Annotated in this window: 17 protein-coding genes; 7 read left to right on the top strand and 10 right to left on the bottom strand. The window is 68.5% G+C overall.

Annotated features, from left to right (window positions below; genetic code table 11):
- Positions 1-88 precede the first annotated feature (88 nt).
- Positions 89-1,177: an IS630 family transposase gene (locus A3CU_RS0115885; RefSeq protein WP_027943136.1), complete on the top strand. Its 1,089-nt coding sequence runs from the start codon at positions 89-91 to the stop codon at positions 1,175-1,177.
- 7 nt (positions 1,178-1,184) lie between these two features.
- Here A3CU_RS0115885 and A3CU_RS44995 read toward each other — a convergent pair whose 3' ends face one another.
- Complete coding sequence (locus tag A3CU_RS44995) at positions 1,185-3,134, bottom strand: sigma-70 family RNA polymerase sigma factor (protein ID WP_052371761.1); 1,950 nt, start codon at positions 3,132-3,134, stop codon at positions 1,185-1,187.
- 333 nt (positions 3,135-3,467) lie between these two features.
- Between A3CU_RS44995 and A3CU_RS0115875 the strand changes: the two genes are divergently transcribed.
- Together A3CU_RS0115875 and A3CU_RS0115870 are read left to right on the top strand one after the other, a co-directional pair.
- Complete coding sequence (locus A3CU_RS0115875; RefSeq protein WP_052371760.1) at positions 3,468-4,214, top strand: 2OG-Fe(II) oxygenase; 747 nt, start codon at positions 3,468-3,470, stop codon at positions 4,212-4,214.
- Between the two features lie 2 nt (positions 4,215-4,216).
- A complete protein-coding gene (locus tag A3CU_RS0115870; protein ID WP_043841221.1) occupies positions 4,217-4,486 on the top strand; it encodes an Ada metal-binding domain-containing protein in 270 nt (89 codons plus the stop codon).
- Between the two features lie 51 nt (positions 4,487-4,537).
- Here the strand turns inward: A3CU_RS0115870 and A3CU_RS0115865 are convergent, their stop codons facing one another.
- Entirely contained in the window at positions 4,538-4,768 is a 231-nt protein-coding gene (locus A3CU_RS0115865) for an antitoxin (RefSeq protein WP_027943134.1), read from the bottom strand.
- A gap of 211 nt (positions 4,769-4,979) precedes the next feature.
- Between A3CU_RS0115865 and A3CU_RS0115860 the strand changes: the two genes are divergently transcribed.
- Positions 4,980-6,080, top strand: a complete 1,101-nt coding sequence (locus A3CU_RS0115860; protein ID WP_027943133.1) for a F420-dependent hydroxymycolic acid dehydrogenase — start codon at positions 4,980-4,982, stop codon at positions 6,078-6,080.
- A gap of 50 nt (positions 6,081-6,130) precedes the next feature.
- On the opposite strand, the gene A3CU_RS0115855 is transcribed toward A3CU_RS0115860, so the two are convergent.
- From A3CU_RS0115855 to A3CU_RS44990, 5 genes are all read right to left on the bottom strand, one after another.
- Positions 6,131-6,742: a PIN domain-containing protein gene (locus tag A3CU_RS0115855; RefSeq protein WP_027943132.1), complete on the bottom strand. Its 612-nt coding sequence runs from the start codon at positions 6,740-6,742 to the stop codon at positions 6,131-6,133.
- Positions 6,739-7,602: an ImmA/IrrE family metallo-endopeptidase gene (locus A3CU_RS0115850; protein ID WP_027943131.1), complete on the bottom strand. Its 864-nt coding sequence runs from the start codon at positions 7,600-7,602 to the stop codon at positions 6,739-6,741. The genes A3CU_RS0115855 and A3CU_RS0115850 overlap by 4 nt, the downstream gene beginning before the upstream one ends.
- A gap of 14 nt (positions 7,603-7,616) precedes the next feature.
- On the bottom strand, positions 7,617-7,952 hold the full coding sequence (locus tag A3CU_RS0115845; RefSeq protein WP_027943130.1) for a helix-turn-helix domain-containing protein: 336 nt from the start codon (positions 7,950-7,952) through the stop codon (positions 7,617-7,619).
- 80 nt (positions 7,953-8,032) lie between these two features.
- Positions 8,033-9,040, bottom strand: coding sequence for an NAD(P)-dependent oxidoreductase (locus tag A3CU_RS0115840; protein WP_084143295.1), 1,008 nt, complete (start codon positions 9,038-9,040; stop codon positions 8,033-8,035).
- A 159-nt stretch (positions 9,041-9,199) separates the two neighbouring features.
- Complete coding sequence (locus A3CU_RS44990; RefSeq protein ID WP_052371758.1) at positions 9,200-10,744, bottom strand: FGGY family carbohydrate kinase; 1,545 nt, start codon at positions 10,742-10,744, stop codon at positions 9,200-9,202.
- Between the two features lie 182 nt (positions 10,745-10,926).
- Between A3CU_RS44990 and A3CU_RS0115830 the strand changes: the two genes are divergently transcribed.
- From A3CU_RS0115830 to A3CU_RS0115820, 3 genes are read left to right on the top strand one after another with little or no spacing between them, the layout of a single operon-like run.
- Entirely contained in the window at positions 10,927-12,222 is a 1,296-nt protein-coding gene (locus A3CU_RS0115830; RefSeq protein WP_052371757.1) for an MFS transporter, read from the top strand.
- Positions 12,223-12,272: 50 nt separating this feature from the next.
- A complete protein-coding gene (locus A3CU_RS0115825) occupies positions 12,273-13,226 on the top strand; it encodes a sugar-binding transcriptional regulator (RefSeq protein WP_027943127.1) in 954 nt (317 codons plus the stop codon).
- A complete protein-coding gene (locus tag A3CU_RS0115820) occupies positions 13,226-13,861 on the top strand; it encodes a class II aldolase/adducin family protein (protein ID WP_027943126.1) in 636 nt (211 codons plus the stop codon). Before A3CU_RS0115825 ends, A3CU_RS0115820 begins: the two co-directional genes overlap by 1 nt.
- A gap of 174 nt (positions 13,862-14,035) precedes the next feature.
- Here A3CU_RS0115820 and A3CU_RS0115815 read toward each other — a convergent pair whose 3' ends face one another.
- The 3 genes from A3CU_RS0115815 to A3CU_RS0115805 all read right to left on the bottom strand — a co-directional run bounded on the left by A3CU_RS0115815 (position 14,036) and on the right by A3CU_RS0115805 (position 15,992).
- Positions 14,036-14,512 carry a MarR family winged helix-turn-helix transcriptional regulator gene (locus tag A3CU_RS0115815; protein ID WP_027943125.1) on the bottom strand — a complete coding sequence of 159 codons (477 nt, stop codon included), beginning with the start codon at positions 14,510-14,512 and terminating at the stop codon, positions 14,036-14,038.
- Between the two features lie 93 nt (positions 14,513-14,605).
- Complete coding sequence (locus A3CU_RS49825; protein WP_052371756.1) at positions 14,606-15,127, bottom strand: flagellar basal body-associated FliL family protein; 522 nt, start codon at positions 15,125-15,127, stop codon at positions 14,606-14,608.
- Positions 15,128-15,443: 316 nt separating this feature from the next.
- The gene (locus tag A3CU_RS0115805) at positions 15,444-15,992 is read right to left on the bottom strand and encodes a rhodanese-like domain-containing protein (RefSeq protein ID WP_245617107.1); all 549 of its coding nucleotides are present in this window, start codon (positions 15,990-15,992) and stop codon (positions 15,444-15,446) included.
- Positions 15,993-15,996 lie beyond the last annotated feature (4 nt).

Raw genomic sequence — 15,996 nt, 5'->3', positions numbered from 1 at the left:
TGCCGCGCCTCAGAAGGTTGGCGAGGTAATGGCCCATAGTTCGACGCGCTGATCGGGCCTGGCAGGCTGCTCGGGGGAGGTGGTGCCTGTGGCTCGTCAGCCCGAGGTGTTTGTGCACGAGTTGGAGCCCGAACAAGCACAGCGCTTGGTGAAGATCACCAGGTCGACACGGGACCGGGTTCGGTTGCGTCGAGCCGGGATCGTGCTCGCGTCGGTGCAGGGCCGGTCCGCCGGTGAGATCGCAGTCATGTTCGCCGCGACCGAGAACTACGTGCGGGAGGTGATCCACGCGTTCAACCAGCAGGGGTTCGCGGCATTGGACCCAAAATGGAGCGGCGGTCGACCAGCTAAATTCGGTCCGGCCGCCCGCGAACTCCTCTGCCGCATCGCCCGCAGCGCTCCCTGCGAACTCGGGCAACCGTTCACCACCTGGAGCCTCACCAAACTCGTCGCTTACCTGCGCGAACACCACCGGCTGGCCGTCTCCGCCGAGACCGCGCGACGCATCCTGAACAAGGCCGGCATCAGTTGGCAGCGCACGAAAACGTGGAAGGCCAGCCGCGACCCGGACTTCGCCGCCAAGATGGCTCGCATCCTGAACCTGTATGACCATCCACCCGTCGACGGGCGGGTGATCTGTGTCGACGAGTTCGGGCCGTTGAACCTGCAACCCCGCCCTGGCCACGGCTGGTTCCGCCGCGGCCAGCCGGCACGCCTGCGCGCCACATACAACCGTCACGCCGGTATCCGGCAGATGTTCGCCGCGCTCGATCTCACCTCGGGTCAGGTGTTCTACCGATTCCGTGACCGCAAACGCTGGCCGCAGTTCCTCGACTTCTGCAAACAACTCCGCCGCCGCTTCCCCACCGGGAAGCTCTATCTGATCTGCGACAACTACAAACCCCACGGCAAAGCCGAGGTCACCGCCTGGTGCACCGACCACGGGATCGAGCTGGTCTACACACCGAGCAACGCGTCCTGGCTGAACTGGGTCGAGTGCGAATTCACCGCGCTGCGCTACTTCGCCCTCGATGGCAGCGACTACCCCTCCCATGCCGCCCAGGAAGCCGCCATCGCCGGCTATCTCCGGTGGCGCAACCGGCATTGCCACCCGAAACGTCACTTCGCAGTCGGCTCGAAGATCCGCCGCCCAGATTACCTACCCAACGTTGCGTGACGCGGCACTAGTTCGTTGGTCGCACCGCGGGTGCGGGTTGGGACGACGGTTCCCACATGGGACACAACGGCAGATTTGAACATCCGTATTCGACCCGTTTCGAAGCCTCAGCGGTGCCGAGCGTCGCGGTAACCCGCATGTCCCAGTCGAGAAGGTCCACGTAGATCCACAACGTCAGGTGCAGCGACTCGCCCGGCGCGAGCGGCGGGGTGGTGCAGGTGGTGCCGTCCCGCCGGGCGGTGCACGTGACCGGGCCGGAGCTGTCGAGCCCGTGGACCGCCCGATCGAAGGTGATGGTGGCCGGTTTGGCGTTCGGGCCGGTGTTGCGGACGTCGATGTTCACCACGCCGGGGCTCGGCAGATGTGGCGACCCGAGCCAGTCGGCGTCAACGGCGAGCTGCACCGCATCCGGCTTGGCCGCGACGCGCACCGGCACGACGAGTGCGATCGGATTGCTCGTTCCCGCGTTGACCGATGCCGCCACCGTGCCCGGCTGCGCGTCCGGCCCGGCGATGAGCCGGAACGTCAACGTGGCGGATTCGCCTGGCTGTAGCCCGCGCAGGGTGGTGCAGGAGACGGTGCCGGTACCCGCGGGGCAGTCCACATCCGATGCGGAGCCGGCGTCGGCAGCGGCGGCCGCGAACGTGCCGTAGCCGGCGGCCGTCCCGCTGCCACCGCCGGGTCCGACGGCGCGGATACCGGGCGGCAGCTTCAGGGTCGCGGTGACCGGGCCGGACATCGCGCCGCCGTCGTTGCGGACCTTGACCGGCAGGACGGCCGGCCCGCCGCCCGGCTCCAGCTCCACCTCGTCGGCGACGGCGAACGCCGTGATGTGCGAGGCCGCGGGCCCCGGGCCCGGTGTCACCGGTGGCGCCGGTGGTGGCTGGGGCGTGGTCTGACCGGGTGCCGATGTGGACTGCGGCGGCTGAACCGGGGGCTCGGGTGTGGTCGAGTCGGGCACCGCCGCCGGCGCCGACGCGGTGGGGATGTCCTGCCCGCCGGTCACGGTGAGCGCCAGCACGATGGCCGCGGCGATGGCCGTGCCACCGACGCCGACACTCAGCATCTGGCGCGGCACACTCGACGCGGCACCCGCCGCGCCACCCGCGCCCGCGGCCGCCGCGCCGGTGGTGGCGGCGCCCGCCGCGGTCGCTGCGAGGTAACCGACCGCTGCGCCGCCGAGCACGATGGGCGCGACCACAACGCGCAGGGTTTCGTTGACATCCCTCAGTTCCATCGCGAGCGCAGCACACCGCTCGCATTCGTCGAGGTGCAACTCGACCTGTGCGCGTTCGCGTTTTCGCAGCCCTTCACGAACCCACGCGCCGAGCCGGTCCATAACGCCCCGGCACTGCGCGTCGGAGATCTCGGCCAGATGCATCCGGAGGTATTCCTGCCGCAGCGCTTCGCGGGCACGGAAGGCGAGCGCGGAGACCCCGTTGGCTTTCAACCCGAGGATTGGTGCGACCTCGGCGGGCTTCTGCTGCTCGATCACGGTATGCCACAGCACGGTCTGCCATCGTTCCGGCAGTCGTGCGAACGCTCGCGCGGCCATCGAGCGTTCCAGACCTTCCACCGCGGTGTCGGTGAATGGCACGGTCAAGGCTTCCGCGGCGGCGCCGGTCGCGCCGCTCACCACGGTCATGTCGGCGGACAGGTCGACGCGTTGGGCTCGCCGGCCACGCCGGTAGGCGTTGTGGCGCAGCGTGGTGAGCAGGTAGGCGCGGAATCCGTCTTCGGGGCCTTTGCCGCCGCGGAGCGCGTCCAGCACCTTCGCGAACGCCTCGGCCACGAGGTCGTCGGCCTCGGCCGGGGAGCGGGTGAGTTGGCGCGCGAGGTTATGGGCGGCGTGGACGTGTCGCTGGTAGAGGGTGCCGTAGGCGTCGAGAGTTCCTGAGCGGACCTCCGAGATGAGTTCGGTGTCGCTCTTACTGTCGTAGTCCGTTGAGACTGACACTATTGTCCTTCGGAAAATTTAGACGATGGGTATTGCGTGGGATGGCGGACGCAACAAACGTCACTCGAATAGGTGACGAGTATGGACGCGGTCGACGCGACGCCTACTGTGCGTGTTCCACGTCGATTCCACATGCCGGTGATATTCCCATAAACCAACAAAAAAGGTGCGGTGGGCGTCCCGAAATTCTCCGAACTCTCCGGAAACACCGACCAGCAACCCGGCAGCCCGGCCGCGCGCCGGCCGCGTAGTTCGGGTGCTGATGCCTTACGGCATCTCACGTTCTCGTCGAGTCGCGCGTCTACCGGGTGTGCTTACTCTGGAGGAGACACGATGACCACGAAGACCACCAGCGCGGTAACCGAGCCGGACCGCTTCGCCGAGCGGGTGGCGAGTGCGGACTGGGACGCCGTCGCCACCGAGGTCGACGACTACGGCTGTGCCCTGTTGCCGCAGTTGCTCACGCCGGCCGAGTGCGGCCGTATCGTCGCGCTGTGGGAACGCCGGGAACTCTTTCGCGCGGAGATCAACCTGCGGCGGCATCGGTTCGGCGACAACGGCGACTACCGGTATTTCGCCGAACCGTTTCCCGAGCCGGTGGCGGCGCTGCGGCAGGCCCTGTACCCGCGGCTGCTGCCGATCGCCCGCGACTGGCACCGCAAGCTCGGCCGTGCGGCCGAGTGGCCCGACACCCTGGACGAGTGGCTTGAGGTGTGCCATGCCGCCGGCCAGACCCGTCCCACCCCGATCCTGCTGCGCTACGAGCCGGGAGGGTGGAATGCGCTGCACCGGGATCTCTATGGGGAGAAGGTGTTCCCACTGCAGGTAGTGATCAACCTGAACGCTCCCGGAGTGGATCACACGGGAGGAGAGTTCCTGCTGGTGGAACAGCGTCCCCGGGCGCAATCGCGAGGCACCGCGACCCTGCTCCCGCAGGGGCACGGGCTCGTGTTCACCACCCGGGACCGGCCGGTGCGCTCGGTGCGGGGCTGGTCGGCTTCACCGGTCAGGCACGGCGTCTCCGTGGTGCGGTCCGGGCGGCGGCACACGCTCGGTTTGGTGTTCCACGACGCGACCTGACCATGGCCGACGCATACACCTTGGCCGGCGCGGATGGGCGGCCGTACCGGAGCGAAGTGGCGGGCACGCTGGGCGGCCACCGGCGCTACCGGATCTACGGGCGGCTCGACTGCCCCTCGGCGTTGCGCGCGATCGCCCGCGGTGGCTACGTGGCGCACCGAGTGTTCTTCGCCGACGAAGGCACCGCGCGAGCGGCCGGATACCGGCCCTGTGCGGTGTGCCTGCCCGAGCAGTACCGGCTCTGGAAGCGGCAGTCTCGCGCTCGCGGCTGACCACCAGTCAGCCAAGGGCCACGGACAGGCGTGGGCTCCGTGGCCTCAGCCTCACTGCTGGGGCGGCGGCTGCGGCGGGGGTGGTTCCTGGCCCGGGGGCGGTGGGGGCGGCGGCTGGTCTCCGCCGAACTCCTTCTTGGCCTCGTCCCGGGCGGCATCGATCTCGCTCTCGTACTTGCCGTGTGTCTTTTCGTTCAGGTACTCCGCGCCTTTGTCGACGGCCTTCTCCGCCTCCTCCGAGTGACCTTTCATCATGTTCTTGATCTTGTCCATCACGGACATGGCTCACTCTCCTCGAATGGCCGCACCTGGTCTGCCAGCACACAGGGTTCCCCGTTGTGCCCCGAAATCTCACTCCCGTGCCGATTCTTTTCTTTTCCGCGCCGTGGGATTCGTGGCCAACCCGGCACACATAGTGACCGGAAGGCCACGGGAAGATCGACGGCGCTTGCGGGTCGGCGTGCCGGGTAGCCGGTCCGTGGAGGTGACCGCGATGGATGGCAACCCACATCGGTCGGCAGCAGGGCTCTCGCGAAGGCAGTTCGGCACCGCGGCCGCGGGGCTCGCCGCCGCACTCGGCACCCCGGAGGCCCGCGGCAACACCGCTGGGTCAGAGCCTCCGGGACGCGAAACCGGAGTGGGCCTCGCTCTCAGCCACGAGCAGTTCCGCACGCCGCAACTGGTGGGGTTCGCGGAGCAGGCCGAGCAGGCCGGGTTCGGCCCCGTCTGGGCCAGCGACCACCTGCAACCCTGGCAGGACGACCAGGGCCATTCGATGTTCCCGTGGCTGACGCTGGCACTGATCGGCGAGCGCACCCACCGCATGCACTTCGGCACCGGTGTCACTTGTCCCACCTACCGGCACCACCCGTCGAACGTCGCTCAAGCTTTCGCGTCGCTGGCCCTGCTCTCACCGGGCCGCGTGTACCTCGGTGTCGGCACGGGCGAGGCGCTCAACGAACTGGCCGGCACGGGGCACTGGGGGCGTTACGCCGAGAGGCACGACAGGCTCGTCGAGGCGATCACCCTCATCCGGCAGCTGTGGACGGGGCAGCGGCTGTCCTTCGCCGGCCGCTATTTCCAAACCGACCAGCTCAAGCTCTACGATCTACCCGAGCGGCCGCCACCGGTCTACGTCGCCGCGGCCGGCCCGAAGAGCGCCCGGCTCGCCGGGCAGCACGGCGACGGCTGGATCACCCAGTACGAGCTGGTGTTCGACCCGAAGCTGCGGGCCGCCTTCGACGATGGCGCCAGGGCGGCGGGCAAGAACCCGGACGCGATGCCCAAGTGGGCCGAGGTCTTCGCCGTGGTCGGCGACCAGCAGCAGATCGACCGCGCCGCAGAGCTGTGGCGCTTCATCGCGGCGCCGTCGGACGACGAGCCGAACCCGGTGACCATCCAGCAGAAGGCGAGCCGGGTACCGCTGGCGACCGTTGTCGCCAACTGGACCACCGGCACCGACCCAGACGTGCACATCCGCACGGTCCGACGGTTCCTCGACGCCGGTGTCACGCCGATCATGCACTTCCCCCAGCACGACCCGCGCGAGGCGATCGACTTCTACCGGGCGAAGGTCTTCCCCCGTCTCCCGTAGCGAGCCATTCGACAACGTCCACATTGGACAGACAGTTCTACTCTGATATCTCAGGACCAGTGGGCAGGTGACAGGAGCTTGGTTGCCTCGATTGGCGGTAGGCCGTCATCGAGGCCACGCAGTCGTTCGTAGACGTGCATCGCGGCCCGGTCCGGAATGTGTTGCCCGCCTGCCGCGCGTTCCAGGACTGTCAGCGTGCTCACCAGCCTGATCGATCCCACAGCGCGATCTTTGGCCCGGAGCAGCGTGAGCCGGTTGATCTCCGATGTGGCGGTCCGTACCCCTGGCCCGTCATCGATGAGCACGATCACTGTCGCGCCTGATTCGGCAGCGACGACCGCGTGCGCGATGACCATGGTCTCGCCCAGATCTTTCGGGTGTCGCAGGCGTTCTGCCACGGGTTGTCGGGTGATCCGGTGGACGACAGTTGCAAGTTCGGGAGTCTGGTCGTCGGAGAGTATCTCCATCCAGCGAGGTGCTGGCTTTCGCCAGGCCGTGGCGGCGGCGCGGAAGCGTTGATCCTGCCGGGCCTTGCGGAACACCTCGTTCTGCACGGCCTCCGGGGTGCTGAGCGGTCCCAGGACACCGATGAGGAGGCGTTCCTTGTTGATGGAGAGGAAGTTCAGGCCGGGGCCGGCGTCGATGATCGGCCGGTGGCTCATTCCGCGTCTCTCTCCGCCGCGCGCTGACCGTCGTCATCCGGAGCGTTGAGGTCCTCGTCCAAGGCTGCCAGATCCACGTGCACGTCCGGTAGGTCGGCGGCATCGGCCCACTCAACCGGCCGCTCGGCGGGCACGACGCCTGCCTCGCGCAGGTCTGCCTCAGCGGCCGCCAGGGGGATGCCGCGCAAGGTGGCGATGGCCTGTGCGGGTAGCACCCCCTCCGCGTATCCCTTGATCGCGCGGGCGAGCAACCGTTGCGGCGCCCGCCGTCGGTCGGAGTCGGCCTGCAGCGCGTGGTACTGGTCGCTCCATCCGAATCGGGCGGCCAATTTCGGCGCGGTCAGCGCCATCCATTCGTACTTGGTGTCGTCGTCGAGGTAATGGGCCTGATGCAGCGCGATTGCGGCAACTTGGGGTGATACCAGGAATCGTTGAACGACCTCGGAGAGCATGGATTGGGTCACGGATTCCCGGTGGCCGAGGAACTCATGCAAGCCCTCGCCCGGCACGAGCAGATGCCTGGCGAAGGCGTCGGCTCGAATCTCCGCCGGGGTCCGGTCGCTCCAGTTGCCGGCATCGCTGTCCGCCCAGTCCTCGAACAGTACGTGGCCGAGTTCGTGGGCGAGCGTGCTGCGTTGCCGCATCGGGTTCCGGGTGCGCGCGATGCCGATGAACACGGCGTTGCGTGCCGGGTCTCGCATCGTTAGGCCGTGTTCATCCGGGCCTGCGTCGAGTACCGCTACGTCGATCCCGGTCGCCTGCTCGATTACCGCCACGAGGTCGCCCAACGGCTGCACGCCCAGGCGATGTTCCCGGCGGAAACGCGCGGCCGCAGTACGTCCCTCGGCTTCGGCGTTCAACGTCTCCCCCCGCGTCAGACTGTGGCGGGGACGGCTTGATCGTCCAGGTAGTCGTCCAGGTCCAGGAAATGCAGCAGCGCCTCGCGCATGCGGTCCATGCCGGAGTCGTTGGTGGCTCGCGCCGCGCACTGCACTCGGTCGGCCACCGTCCCCACCCCGGTGAGCTGGGCCACGGTATACCCGGTTGCCCACGCGATCGCCACGACTTCCGGCATCTTCGCCACCCGGCTCCCGGAGATGATCCGAGACAAGGTGGGCTGAGAGATGCCGGTCGCGTCCGCAAGGGCGCGCTGGCTGAGACCCGCGGCAATGCGGGCGCGCTCGAACAGCGCACCAGCGTTGGTTGTCATGGTCACCCCCTCAACCGGACTGAATCATGATCTACCTACGTGATTCAGTATAGGCGGACGCTGCACGTGCCGCCAGCCCGTCAGGCGTTCGGCGTCAGGGCCGCGGCGTTGGCGAGCGCGGCGGGCTGCCCGCCCGCGTGCCAGGCGCGCAGCGCGTCGGCGGCGAGCCGGGAGTGGACGACGATCACGTCGTCGGATGCCCCGCCGATGTGTGGGGTGAGCGTCACCGTCGGCAGCTCCAGCAACGGGTGGTCCGGTGGGAGCGGCTCGGTCCAGAACACGTCCAGTCCGGCGCCCGCGAGATGTCCACTCCGGAGGGCGTCGATCAGCGGCTGCTCCGCCACGATCGCGGCACGGCCGGCGTTGATCAGGTAGGCCCCGGGCCGCATCGCGGCGATTTCCTTCGCGCCGATCAGCCCCACTGTCGATTCAGCCAGCGGCACATGGACGGTGACCACATCGGACGCGGCGAGAAGCTCTTCGAGCGGCACGATCTTCGCTTCGTCACCGAAGGCGTCGGCAGGTAGGTAAGGGTCGTACACGAGAACGTTCATGCCGAACGCCCGCGCCCGCTGAAGTACCCGTTTGCCAACGGCGCCGCCGCCGAGGATGCCGAGGGTGCGGCCGTTGAGGCTCAGCCCGCGGAAGGCGCGGTAGGGCTCGAACACGTCGTCGGTGCGCCAGGCTCCCGAGCGCAGCCACGCTTCCGCGCGGGAAGTGTTGCGCAGCACGGAAAGCAGCAGCGAGAAGGTGAGGTCCGCGGTGACGTCGGCGTTGCGGCCCGGGGTGGTGGCGACGGGAATACCGCGGCGGGTGCACGCGTCGAGGTCGATGTTCACCGGTGCGGCCCGACAGGAGACGGCGAAGCCCAGGTTGGCCGCGATGTCGAGCGATCGTTCGTCAAGCCGGTCGAGTTCGCAAACGATGGCCTCGGCCTCAGCGAGTTCATGGTCCAGTCCGGCGTCGGCCAGCGAGCGCCCGGTTGCCGACGGAGGGGTTACTGTCAGGTCGAATTCGCCCGCCAGTTCGTCGGCAACGCCCTGGTCGAATGCCGCGGTAATGAGCACCCGTGGCCTGGTTGAGGTCATGCTGTTTCCTTCGCGAGTTTGCGCGCGACCGCGATCGTGTCGACGGGGCGCTGCTTAGGGATTTAGTCAGGTTTGCGATGAGAGCGCCCGCCGCCCCGATAGCAAGACAGAGGCGCGCTCTGTGGTCACCGTGATTGCCGCGGGTTGACACCTGGGGGCTTATCCGTCGTGCGGCTCCTGTTCGTTATCGGTGTGGCTGGCCGGCGCCTGCCGCAGGGTCCGCAGCTCCGGCCAGTGCGGCCGGACGGAGTCGCGGATGGCGAGGAAGGTGGCGTACTGCCGGTCATGGAAGGCGGCCGCGGCCGGGTCCGGTTCGAACACGTCGAGTTCGCCGAGTAGCCGGGCGGCAGCACCGGCGACATCGGGCGACGAGGCCAGCGCGGCCAGGCCCACCGCGCCGACGCCGCGAGCGCCGAGTTCGTCGGCCGTGGCACGTTCGATCGTGCAGCCGGTCACGTCGGCGAGGACCTGGCAGAGCAGGCTGCTGGCCGCGGCGCCACCGCAAAGCCGGATGTTTCCCTTGACAGCCAAGGCTTCCCGGCATTCCCGCAGGCTCAGCGCGAGTCCTTCGTAGACCGCGCGCAGCAGTTGGGCCGCGGTGGTCGCGGTGGACAGGCCCAGCCAGCCGGCGGAGGCGTGCACGTCCGAAAAGGGCGCCCGTTCCCCGGATTCCGCGCCGTAGGGCAGGTAGAGAACGCCACCGGCGCCCGGCCCGACGGTGCGGGCTTCGGCCTCGATCTCGTGCCAGGACGCCGAAGCACGGCCCGCGACCGTGCGCGCCCATTCGAGGTTGGGTGTGCCGCTCATCGGGGCCAGGCATTCCAGCACCGCACCGTCGAGGCCGGTGGCGATCGTGATGCCCGCGTCGGTCCGCCGGTCGGCAGCACTGGCGTGCACCGTGCCCAGAAAGGCCGTCGTCCCGATGATCGCGTAGCTCTGGCCGGGATCGGCGATCGCGAGCCCGACCCCCGCGGCGGCGGTGTCCACGAGCCCGGTGACCACCGGTATCCCGGCGGGCAGCCCGAGTTCGGCGGCTGCCTCGGATCTCAGCGGCCGGTGTGCCCAAGCCCGGGCGATCGGCGGCAGCAGGTGGACGAAGCGCTGGTGCCCGAGTCTTTCCACGAGTTCGAGCGAGTACTCGCCGGTCGCGACGTCCAGATAGGTGCGGGATGCCTCGGAGGAGTCGGTTTCCAGCACCCCGGTCAGCCGCAACCGGATCCAGTCCTTGCAGTTGGCCTGGTGCCGGGCGCGGGCCAGCAGGCCGGGATCGCCGGCCTCGAGTTCTTCGAGGAGAACCGGGAGCGCGCCGGGGAACAGCACCGAGCCCGTCGTTCGCCGGAGGAGTTCGGCGCGGCCGTCGGCCTCCCAGGTGCGGACGCGGTCGGCGGCCCGCCCGTCGAGCCACAGCACCGCCGGGCCGACCGGGTCGTGGTGCTCGTCGAGCAACCAGGCGCCGTCGCCCTGGCCGGTGACGCCCACCACCGCGACCTCGATCTCTCCCGCGTCGGCCAGCGCGGCACGCACGGTGGCCGCGACCGCTTGCCACACCTCGTGCATTGACTGCTCGGCCCGATCGCGCCGCGGGTGGGCCACCCGCACCGATTCCCGGGCGGTGGACAGCTGCCGCCCGTCGGTGGTCAGCACGGTCGCTTTGACCGCGGTGGTGCCGGCGTCTATCCCCACGATCACCGGGAGGTCAGTCATCGCGTTCTCCGTTGAACATTAGTTCAGTGTCGTGTTCTATCGTTCGCAATCTACGACGCGGGTATGTGGGTCGTCAAACACCGGCCGCGCGCTTGACAGGTGGGCCCTCCCGGGGTGAACCTACCGATCTGAAGTGCACAGTGATGAACAATTGTTCACGCTGACTCAAAGGAGAGTTGTCCATGACCGCAGAAGTTGACCGACGGGAGGCCGGGTTCGCCGGGCTGCTCGCGCGGCAGGGGATCGTACGACCGCTCGCCTGGGGCTATCTCGGCGTCTTGCTGTTCATGGTCGGCGACGGGATCGAACTCGGCTTCCTCGGGCCGTACCTGGAATCCCTCGGTTTCGACACGGCGGATGTGGCGACTCTCGTGAGCGCGTACGGCATCGTCGTCGCCGTGGCCGCCTGGCTGGCGGGCGCGCTCGCCGAGGCGTGGGGGCCCCGGCGGGTGATGCTGCTCGGGTTCGGCATCTGGGCGGTGTTCGAGGTGGTTTTCCTCGCGCTGGGCGTCGGCGCGGGCAACTACGAGATCATGCTGGTGTCCTACGGCGTCCGCGGGCTCGGCTATCCGCTGTTCTCCTACGGCTTTCTGGTCTGGGTGACGATGGACACGCCGAAGGCCGTGATCGGGCGGGCCGTCGGCTGGTACTGGTTCGCTTCGACCGCCGGGCTGGGCGTGGTGAGTTCCTACTTCGCGGGCGCGGTCATCCCGGTGGTGGGTTCCCTCGCGACGCTGTGGCTGTCGCTGGCCTTCGTCGTCGCGGGCGGGCTGATCGTGCTGTTCGGTGTGCGTACCGCCAAGGCCGCCAGGGTGGCCGGCGCGTCGTCCAACCTCAAACTCCTCGTGCGCGGGCTGACCGTGGTCCGGACCTATCCGAAGGTCGGCATCGGCGGGATCGTCCGCATCATCAACACCCTCTGCTTCTACGCCTATCCGGTGTTCCTCGCCTCGCACATGGTCAACGACATCGGGTTCTCGTTGTCCCAATGGCAGACCATCTGGGGCACGATGCTGCTCGCCAACGTCATCGGCAACCTCCTCGCCGGATACCTGGGCGACAAGCTCGGCCAGGTCAACGTCGTCGCGTGGTTCGGCGGGGTGGGTTGCGTGCTGTCCGTGCTGGCCATGTACTACGTGCCGGCCTTCTTCGGGGCCAACTTCGCCGCCGCGATGGTCGCCGGCATCGCGCTCGGTCTCGCGATGGCGGCGTACGTCCCGCTGAGCGCGATCGTCCCGCTGCTCGCCCCGGAGCGGAAGGCCGCGGCGGTCGCCATCCTGAACCTCGGTGCCGGCCTGAGCAACGCGGCCGGCCCGGCGCTGGCCCGCGTCTTCCTCGGGCCACTGGGCGTGGCCGGGATGTCCTGGCTGCTGGCGGCGATCTACGCGGTGGGCGTCCTGCTGACGCTCATGCTCCGGGACTCCTCGTCGCGTGGCCGAACCGGCGCACGGGCCGGATCCGCGATCGCGACGGGATGAGCTGGCATGATGAGCGAACCTCGGATCGCAGGACAGAACGGATGTTCGCTATGGATTCGCGCGAACTGCACGGCCGGGTAGCCCGGCTGCACTACCAGCACGGCATGACGCATCAGGAGATCGGCGACCTGCTCGGGCTGTCCCGGATCAAGGTGACCCGGCTGCTGGCCGACGCGCGCCGCGCCGGAATCGTCGAAATCAGGATCCACAGCCCCGCAGCACCGTTCGAAGACCTGGAGACGGCACTCGTCGGCAAGTACGGCCTTGAACAGGCGTGGGTGGCACCCAGCTTCGCCGACGAGCAGCGCGCCGGGGACGCGGTCGGGATGGTCGGGGCGCAGTGCCTGCGGGCGCTCGTGCCGACCACCGGCACCGTCGCGGTCGGACTGTCCTCCAGCGTCGCGGCGATCCTCCCGCACATCCATGCCGATCCGTTGCCGCAACTGGGTTTCGTGCCGCTGGCCGGGAGCTGGGGCGGGATCTCGCGCGGGATGAACCCGCACGAACTCGCCCTGAAACTCGGCGTCGCGTTCGGTGCGCGTACCTACCACCTGCCCGCACCGATCGTGGCCAAGACCGCCGCGGTCGCCGCCGCCTTCCGGGAAGACCCGGGGGTGCGGGAGACCATGCGGATGGCGGCGGGCGCCGACCTGCTGATCGCCGGGGTCGGTGGGATGGACCCGACGTCGGGGATCCTGATCGGCTCGCTCGGCAAGACCGAGCAGAAGCGCTTGGTCAGCGCGGGAGCCGTCGGCGACGTGTCCGCGCGGTTCTTCGACGCCGACGGACACGCCGTCGGGGGAGCGGTCGACGAGCGAGTGGTGGGGCTGCCGCTGGAGAAGCTGGCCGGCATTCCGCACCGCGTTGCGGTCTCGTTCGGGCCGCACAAGGTGACCGCATTGGAAACCGCTCTGCGCACAGGGCTGATGAACATGGTCGTGACCGATGTGGACACCGCCAAGGCGCTGGTCACGGAGGCGTCCACGGAGAGGAAAAGTGGGTAATGCAAGAGGCGAACACGGTCGATGAACTCGTCGAGCAGCTCATCGACGTCGGCCGGACGGCCGTGGACCGCGGGCTCGTGCTCGCCAGCGGCGGCAACCTGTCCGCGCGGCTGCCGGGGTCGGCCGAATTCGTGGTGACCGGTGCCGGCACGTGGCTGGACCGGTTGCGACCGCAGGACTTCACCACGATGAACCTCGACGGCGAGATCGTCGGCGGGAACCCGAAGCCCTCCAGCGAGTGGAAGCTGCACCAGCGCGGCTACCGAGTCCGCGAAGACGTCAATTCCATAATCCACATCCACCCGCAGCACGCCGTACTGGTCGACGCGCTCGGCCACCCGATCCGACTGTTCACTTTGGACCATGCCTACTACGTGAAGTCGGTCGGCCGCACCGACTTCTACCCTAACGGCTCCGACGAACTGGCCGACACCGCCGCTGAGGAGGCGAAGACCCACAACTGCGTCATCATGGGCAACCACGGTTGCTCGGCGCTCGGCGAAGACGTCGGCATGGCCTTCCGGCGCGCGATGAACCTCGAAGAAGCCGCCACCGCCACGTATCGCGCGCTCATGCTGGGCGACACCACGACCGCCTTCCCCGAGCAGGCTTGGCGATCGCTGCACCATGCCTGAGTAGCCCTGTGGATTCCGGCGACGGCGGGCAGCGTCGTCGCGGGAGTCGCGGGGGCCGGATATGGACAAGGCTCTGCCTTCCACACCCCCGTGAGAGACGGTTGAAGTTCGTGTCACGAACGGATACTAGTTCGTGACACGAACTTAAACTCGTTTCCCGCGGGGAACTTCGCGCTAATCTCGGTGATCCGCGACACCCTCGTCCGTGTCCAGGAAGACCATCGGCACCTTGTTGTCGACCACGACGCGACCGAGCAGGCCGGCGAGCGTGTCCCGCTCGGTGGCGTCGAGGCCCGCCGCCAACTCATCGATCCGTCGGCAGGTTTCGGCGTAGAAATCGTCGACAAGCTTGCGGCCGCGCGGTGTGAGCGTGACGCGCACGGCCCGCGTGTCCTGTGGGTCCGACATCCGCCGGACCAAGCCGTTGCGCTCGGTGCGGTCAACCAGGCCGGTCAGGCTCGATTTGGCCAGTCCCAGTGCCGTCCCCAGTTCACCCATTCCGTATGGCCGCGCCATCAGTACGCACAGCAACTGTCCCTGTTGCTGGGTGATGCCGTACTCCCGGGCCGACCCGGTGTAGACGGCGTCCACCAGGAATGCGGAACGAACCAGCGCGCCGACCACTCCGATCTGATCACCATGTTTTGCCACGCGTCAAGGGTAGCTCTCAGTTCGTGGCACGAACTTCGCCCCGGTTACCCAAGGATGGTTCCTCGCGTCCGAGTCCCGCGGCCCCGGGCCGGCTCAGTCCTCCGCGCACCAGTTGACGCCGACCCGCATGATCGGTACCGACGTTTCACCGGACTTCCCGTTGCCCTCTACGTGGATCGTGAGTGTGCCCTTGGCGTTCGGGGCATCGATCTCGGGGGGCTTTGCCGGCGAATAAGTCCCATCGGGCGGGAAAGTGTCGAGCGTCTGCTGCACTTGCTGGATCATTTCCGGGGACGGGGTGCTGCACAAGATCTCAGACATCTTCTGCGCATTGTGCGTGGTGTACATGTCGATGATCTTCTGTTGCAACGCCTCCGGGGTCGGTTGGCCGAATGCCTTCGAACCCGAACCCGAGGAAGGCGAGGTGCTCCGAGGGCTGCTGGCTGCGGTACTCCCGGGTGCGGGCTGGCCGGCCTCCGTCGACGGCGGTGCGGCCTGCTGCGTGTCACCCTTACCGCTGGTCAGCAGCACGGCCGCGGTGATGCCCCCGCCGACGACCACCACGGCGGCGAGAGCGATGCCGACGATCAGCCCCGTTTTCCGCTTCGGCGGCATACCGCCGGGCATCCCCGGGTAGGCGCCGGGCGACTGCTGGCCCGGCGTCGGCCATGTTTGCCCGAACTGCGGCGGGCCGCCTGCACCGGGGTACCCGCCACCGGACGGACCCCACTGACCCGGATTCGCATTCGGATATTGGCCCCCGGAATGCCCTGGTTGGCCAGGCTGCGGCGGATAGGACATACGAGTTGTTCCCCTCACAACCAGTCGGTCCGACGGGGGAACAAGCACCCAACCGGCCGATCCCCCAACTTCGCCCGACACTAGCACTCCGCAAGCTTCGGCAGGCCGGAGATCGTCGGAATGGCGAGGGTCAGTCGGACAGCTTGGTGAGGGTGGTGTTCAGGTCGCAGGTCCTGGCCCGGTTGAAGGGGAGCTTGGCGAGCAGGCGGGCCATGCCGCAGGTGTTGGTAAGGGCGGAGAAGACCAGGCCGCCGGCGACTCCCGCGGACAGGAAGCGGGCCAAGGGCCAGCGCAGTCCGGCGAGCAGCCCGGTCAGGACGAGGGATCCGGCGGTGAGCCGGACCTGGCGTTCCATGGCCCACGGCGGACGAGTGCCTTCGGTGCGTTCGAGTTCGTAGCCGCCTTGCTGCCAGGCGTTGGTCCCGCCAGTGAGGAGCACGGCGCCGACGCCGTGCGCGGTGAGGATCTTCTGGGCTCGGGCGGCGCGGGCGCCGGAGGCGCAGACGATGATCAGCTCGGCGCGCTTGGCCGCGCTCTTCAGGGCGGGCAGTGCCTGATCGAGCTGGTCCAGGGGAATGTTCTTGGCGCCGGGCACGCGTCCGGCCGCGTATTCGGCGGCGGTGCGCACATCGATGACGGTGAACTCGTGCAGGCGTGCGTGGGCTTGTTCCGGAGTCATGGTG

It is taken from the genome of Amycolatopsis taiwanensis DSM 45107, from assembly GCF_000519205.1.
Classification (GTDB): Bacteria; Actinomycetota; Actinomycetes; order Mycobacteriales; family Pseudonocardiaceae; genus Amycolatopsis_E; species Amycolatopsis_E taiwanensis.
This window is presented reverse-complemented; position numbering and strand designations above follow the sequence as displayed.

Excerpts from the sequence above, each read along its gene's own strand:
- A3CU_RS0115830 (WP_052371757.1), top strand. The coding sequence starts at position 10,927 with ATGACCGCAGAAGTTGACCGACGGGAGGCCGGGTTCGCCGGGCTGCTC.
- A3CU_RS49825 (WP_052371756.1), bottom strand. The coding sequence starts at position 15,127 with ATGCCGCCGAAGCGGAAAACGGGGCTGATCGTCGGCATCGCTCTCGCC.
- A3CU_RS0115845 (WP_027943130.1), bottom strand. The coding sequence starts at position 7,952 with ATGACAACCAACGCTGGTGCGCTGTTCGAGCGCGCCCGCATTGCCGCG.
- A3CU_RS0115825 (WP_027943127.1), top strand. The coding sequence starts at position 12,273 with ATGGATTCGCGCGAACTGCACGGCCGGGTAGCCCGGCTGCACTACCAG.
- A3CU_RS0115805 (WP_245617107.1), bottom strand. The coding sequence starts at position 15,992 with ATGACTCCGGAACAAGCCCACGCACGCCTGCACGAGTTCACCGTCATC.
- A3CU_RS0115875 (WP_052371760.1), top strand. The coding sequence starts at position 3,468 with ATGACCACGAAGACCACCAGCGCGGTAACCGAGCCGGACCGCTTCGCC.
- A3CU_RS44990 (WP_052371758.1), bottom strand. The coding sequence starts at position 10,744 with ATGACTGACCTCCCGGTGATCGTGGGGATAGACGCCGGCACCACCGCG.
- A3CU_RS0115865 (WP_027943134.1), bottom strand. The coding sequence starts at position 4,768 with ATGTCCGTGATGGACAAGATCAAGAACATGATGAAAGGTCACTCGGAG.
- A3CU_RS0115870 (WP_043841221.1), top strand. The coding sequence starts at position 4,217 with ATGGCCGACGCATACACCTTGGCCGGCGCGGATGGGCGGCCGTACCGG.
- A3CU_RS0115840 (WP_084143295.1), bottom strand. The coding sequence starts at position 9,040 with ATGACCTCAACCAGGCCACGGGTGCTCATTACCGCGGCATTCGACCAG.
- A3CU_RS0115855 (WP_027943132.1), bottom strand. The coding sequence starts at position 6,742 with ATGAGCCACCGGCCGATCATCGACGCCGGCCCCGGCCTGAACTTCCTC.
- A3CU_RS0115820 (WP_027943126.1), top strand. The coding sequence starts at position 13,226 with ATGCAAGAGGCGAACACGGTCGATGAACTCGTCGAGCAGCTCATCGAC.
- A3CU_RS0115860 (WP_027943133.1), top strand. The coding sequence starts at position 4,980 with ATGGATGGCAACCCACATCGGTCGGCAGCAGGGCTCTCGCGAAGGCAG.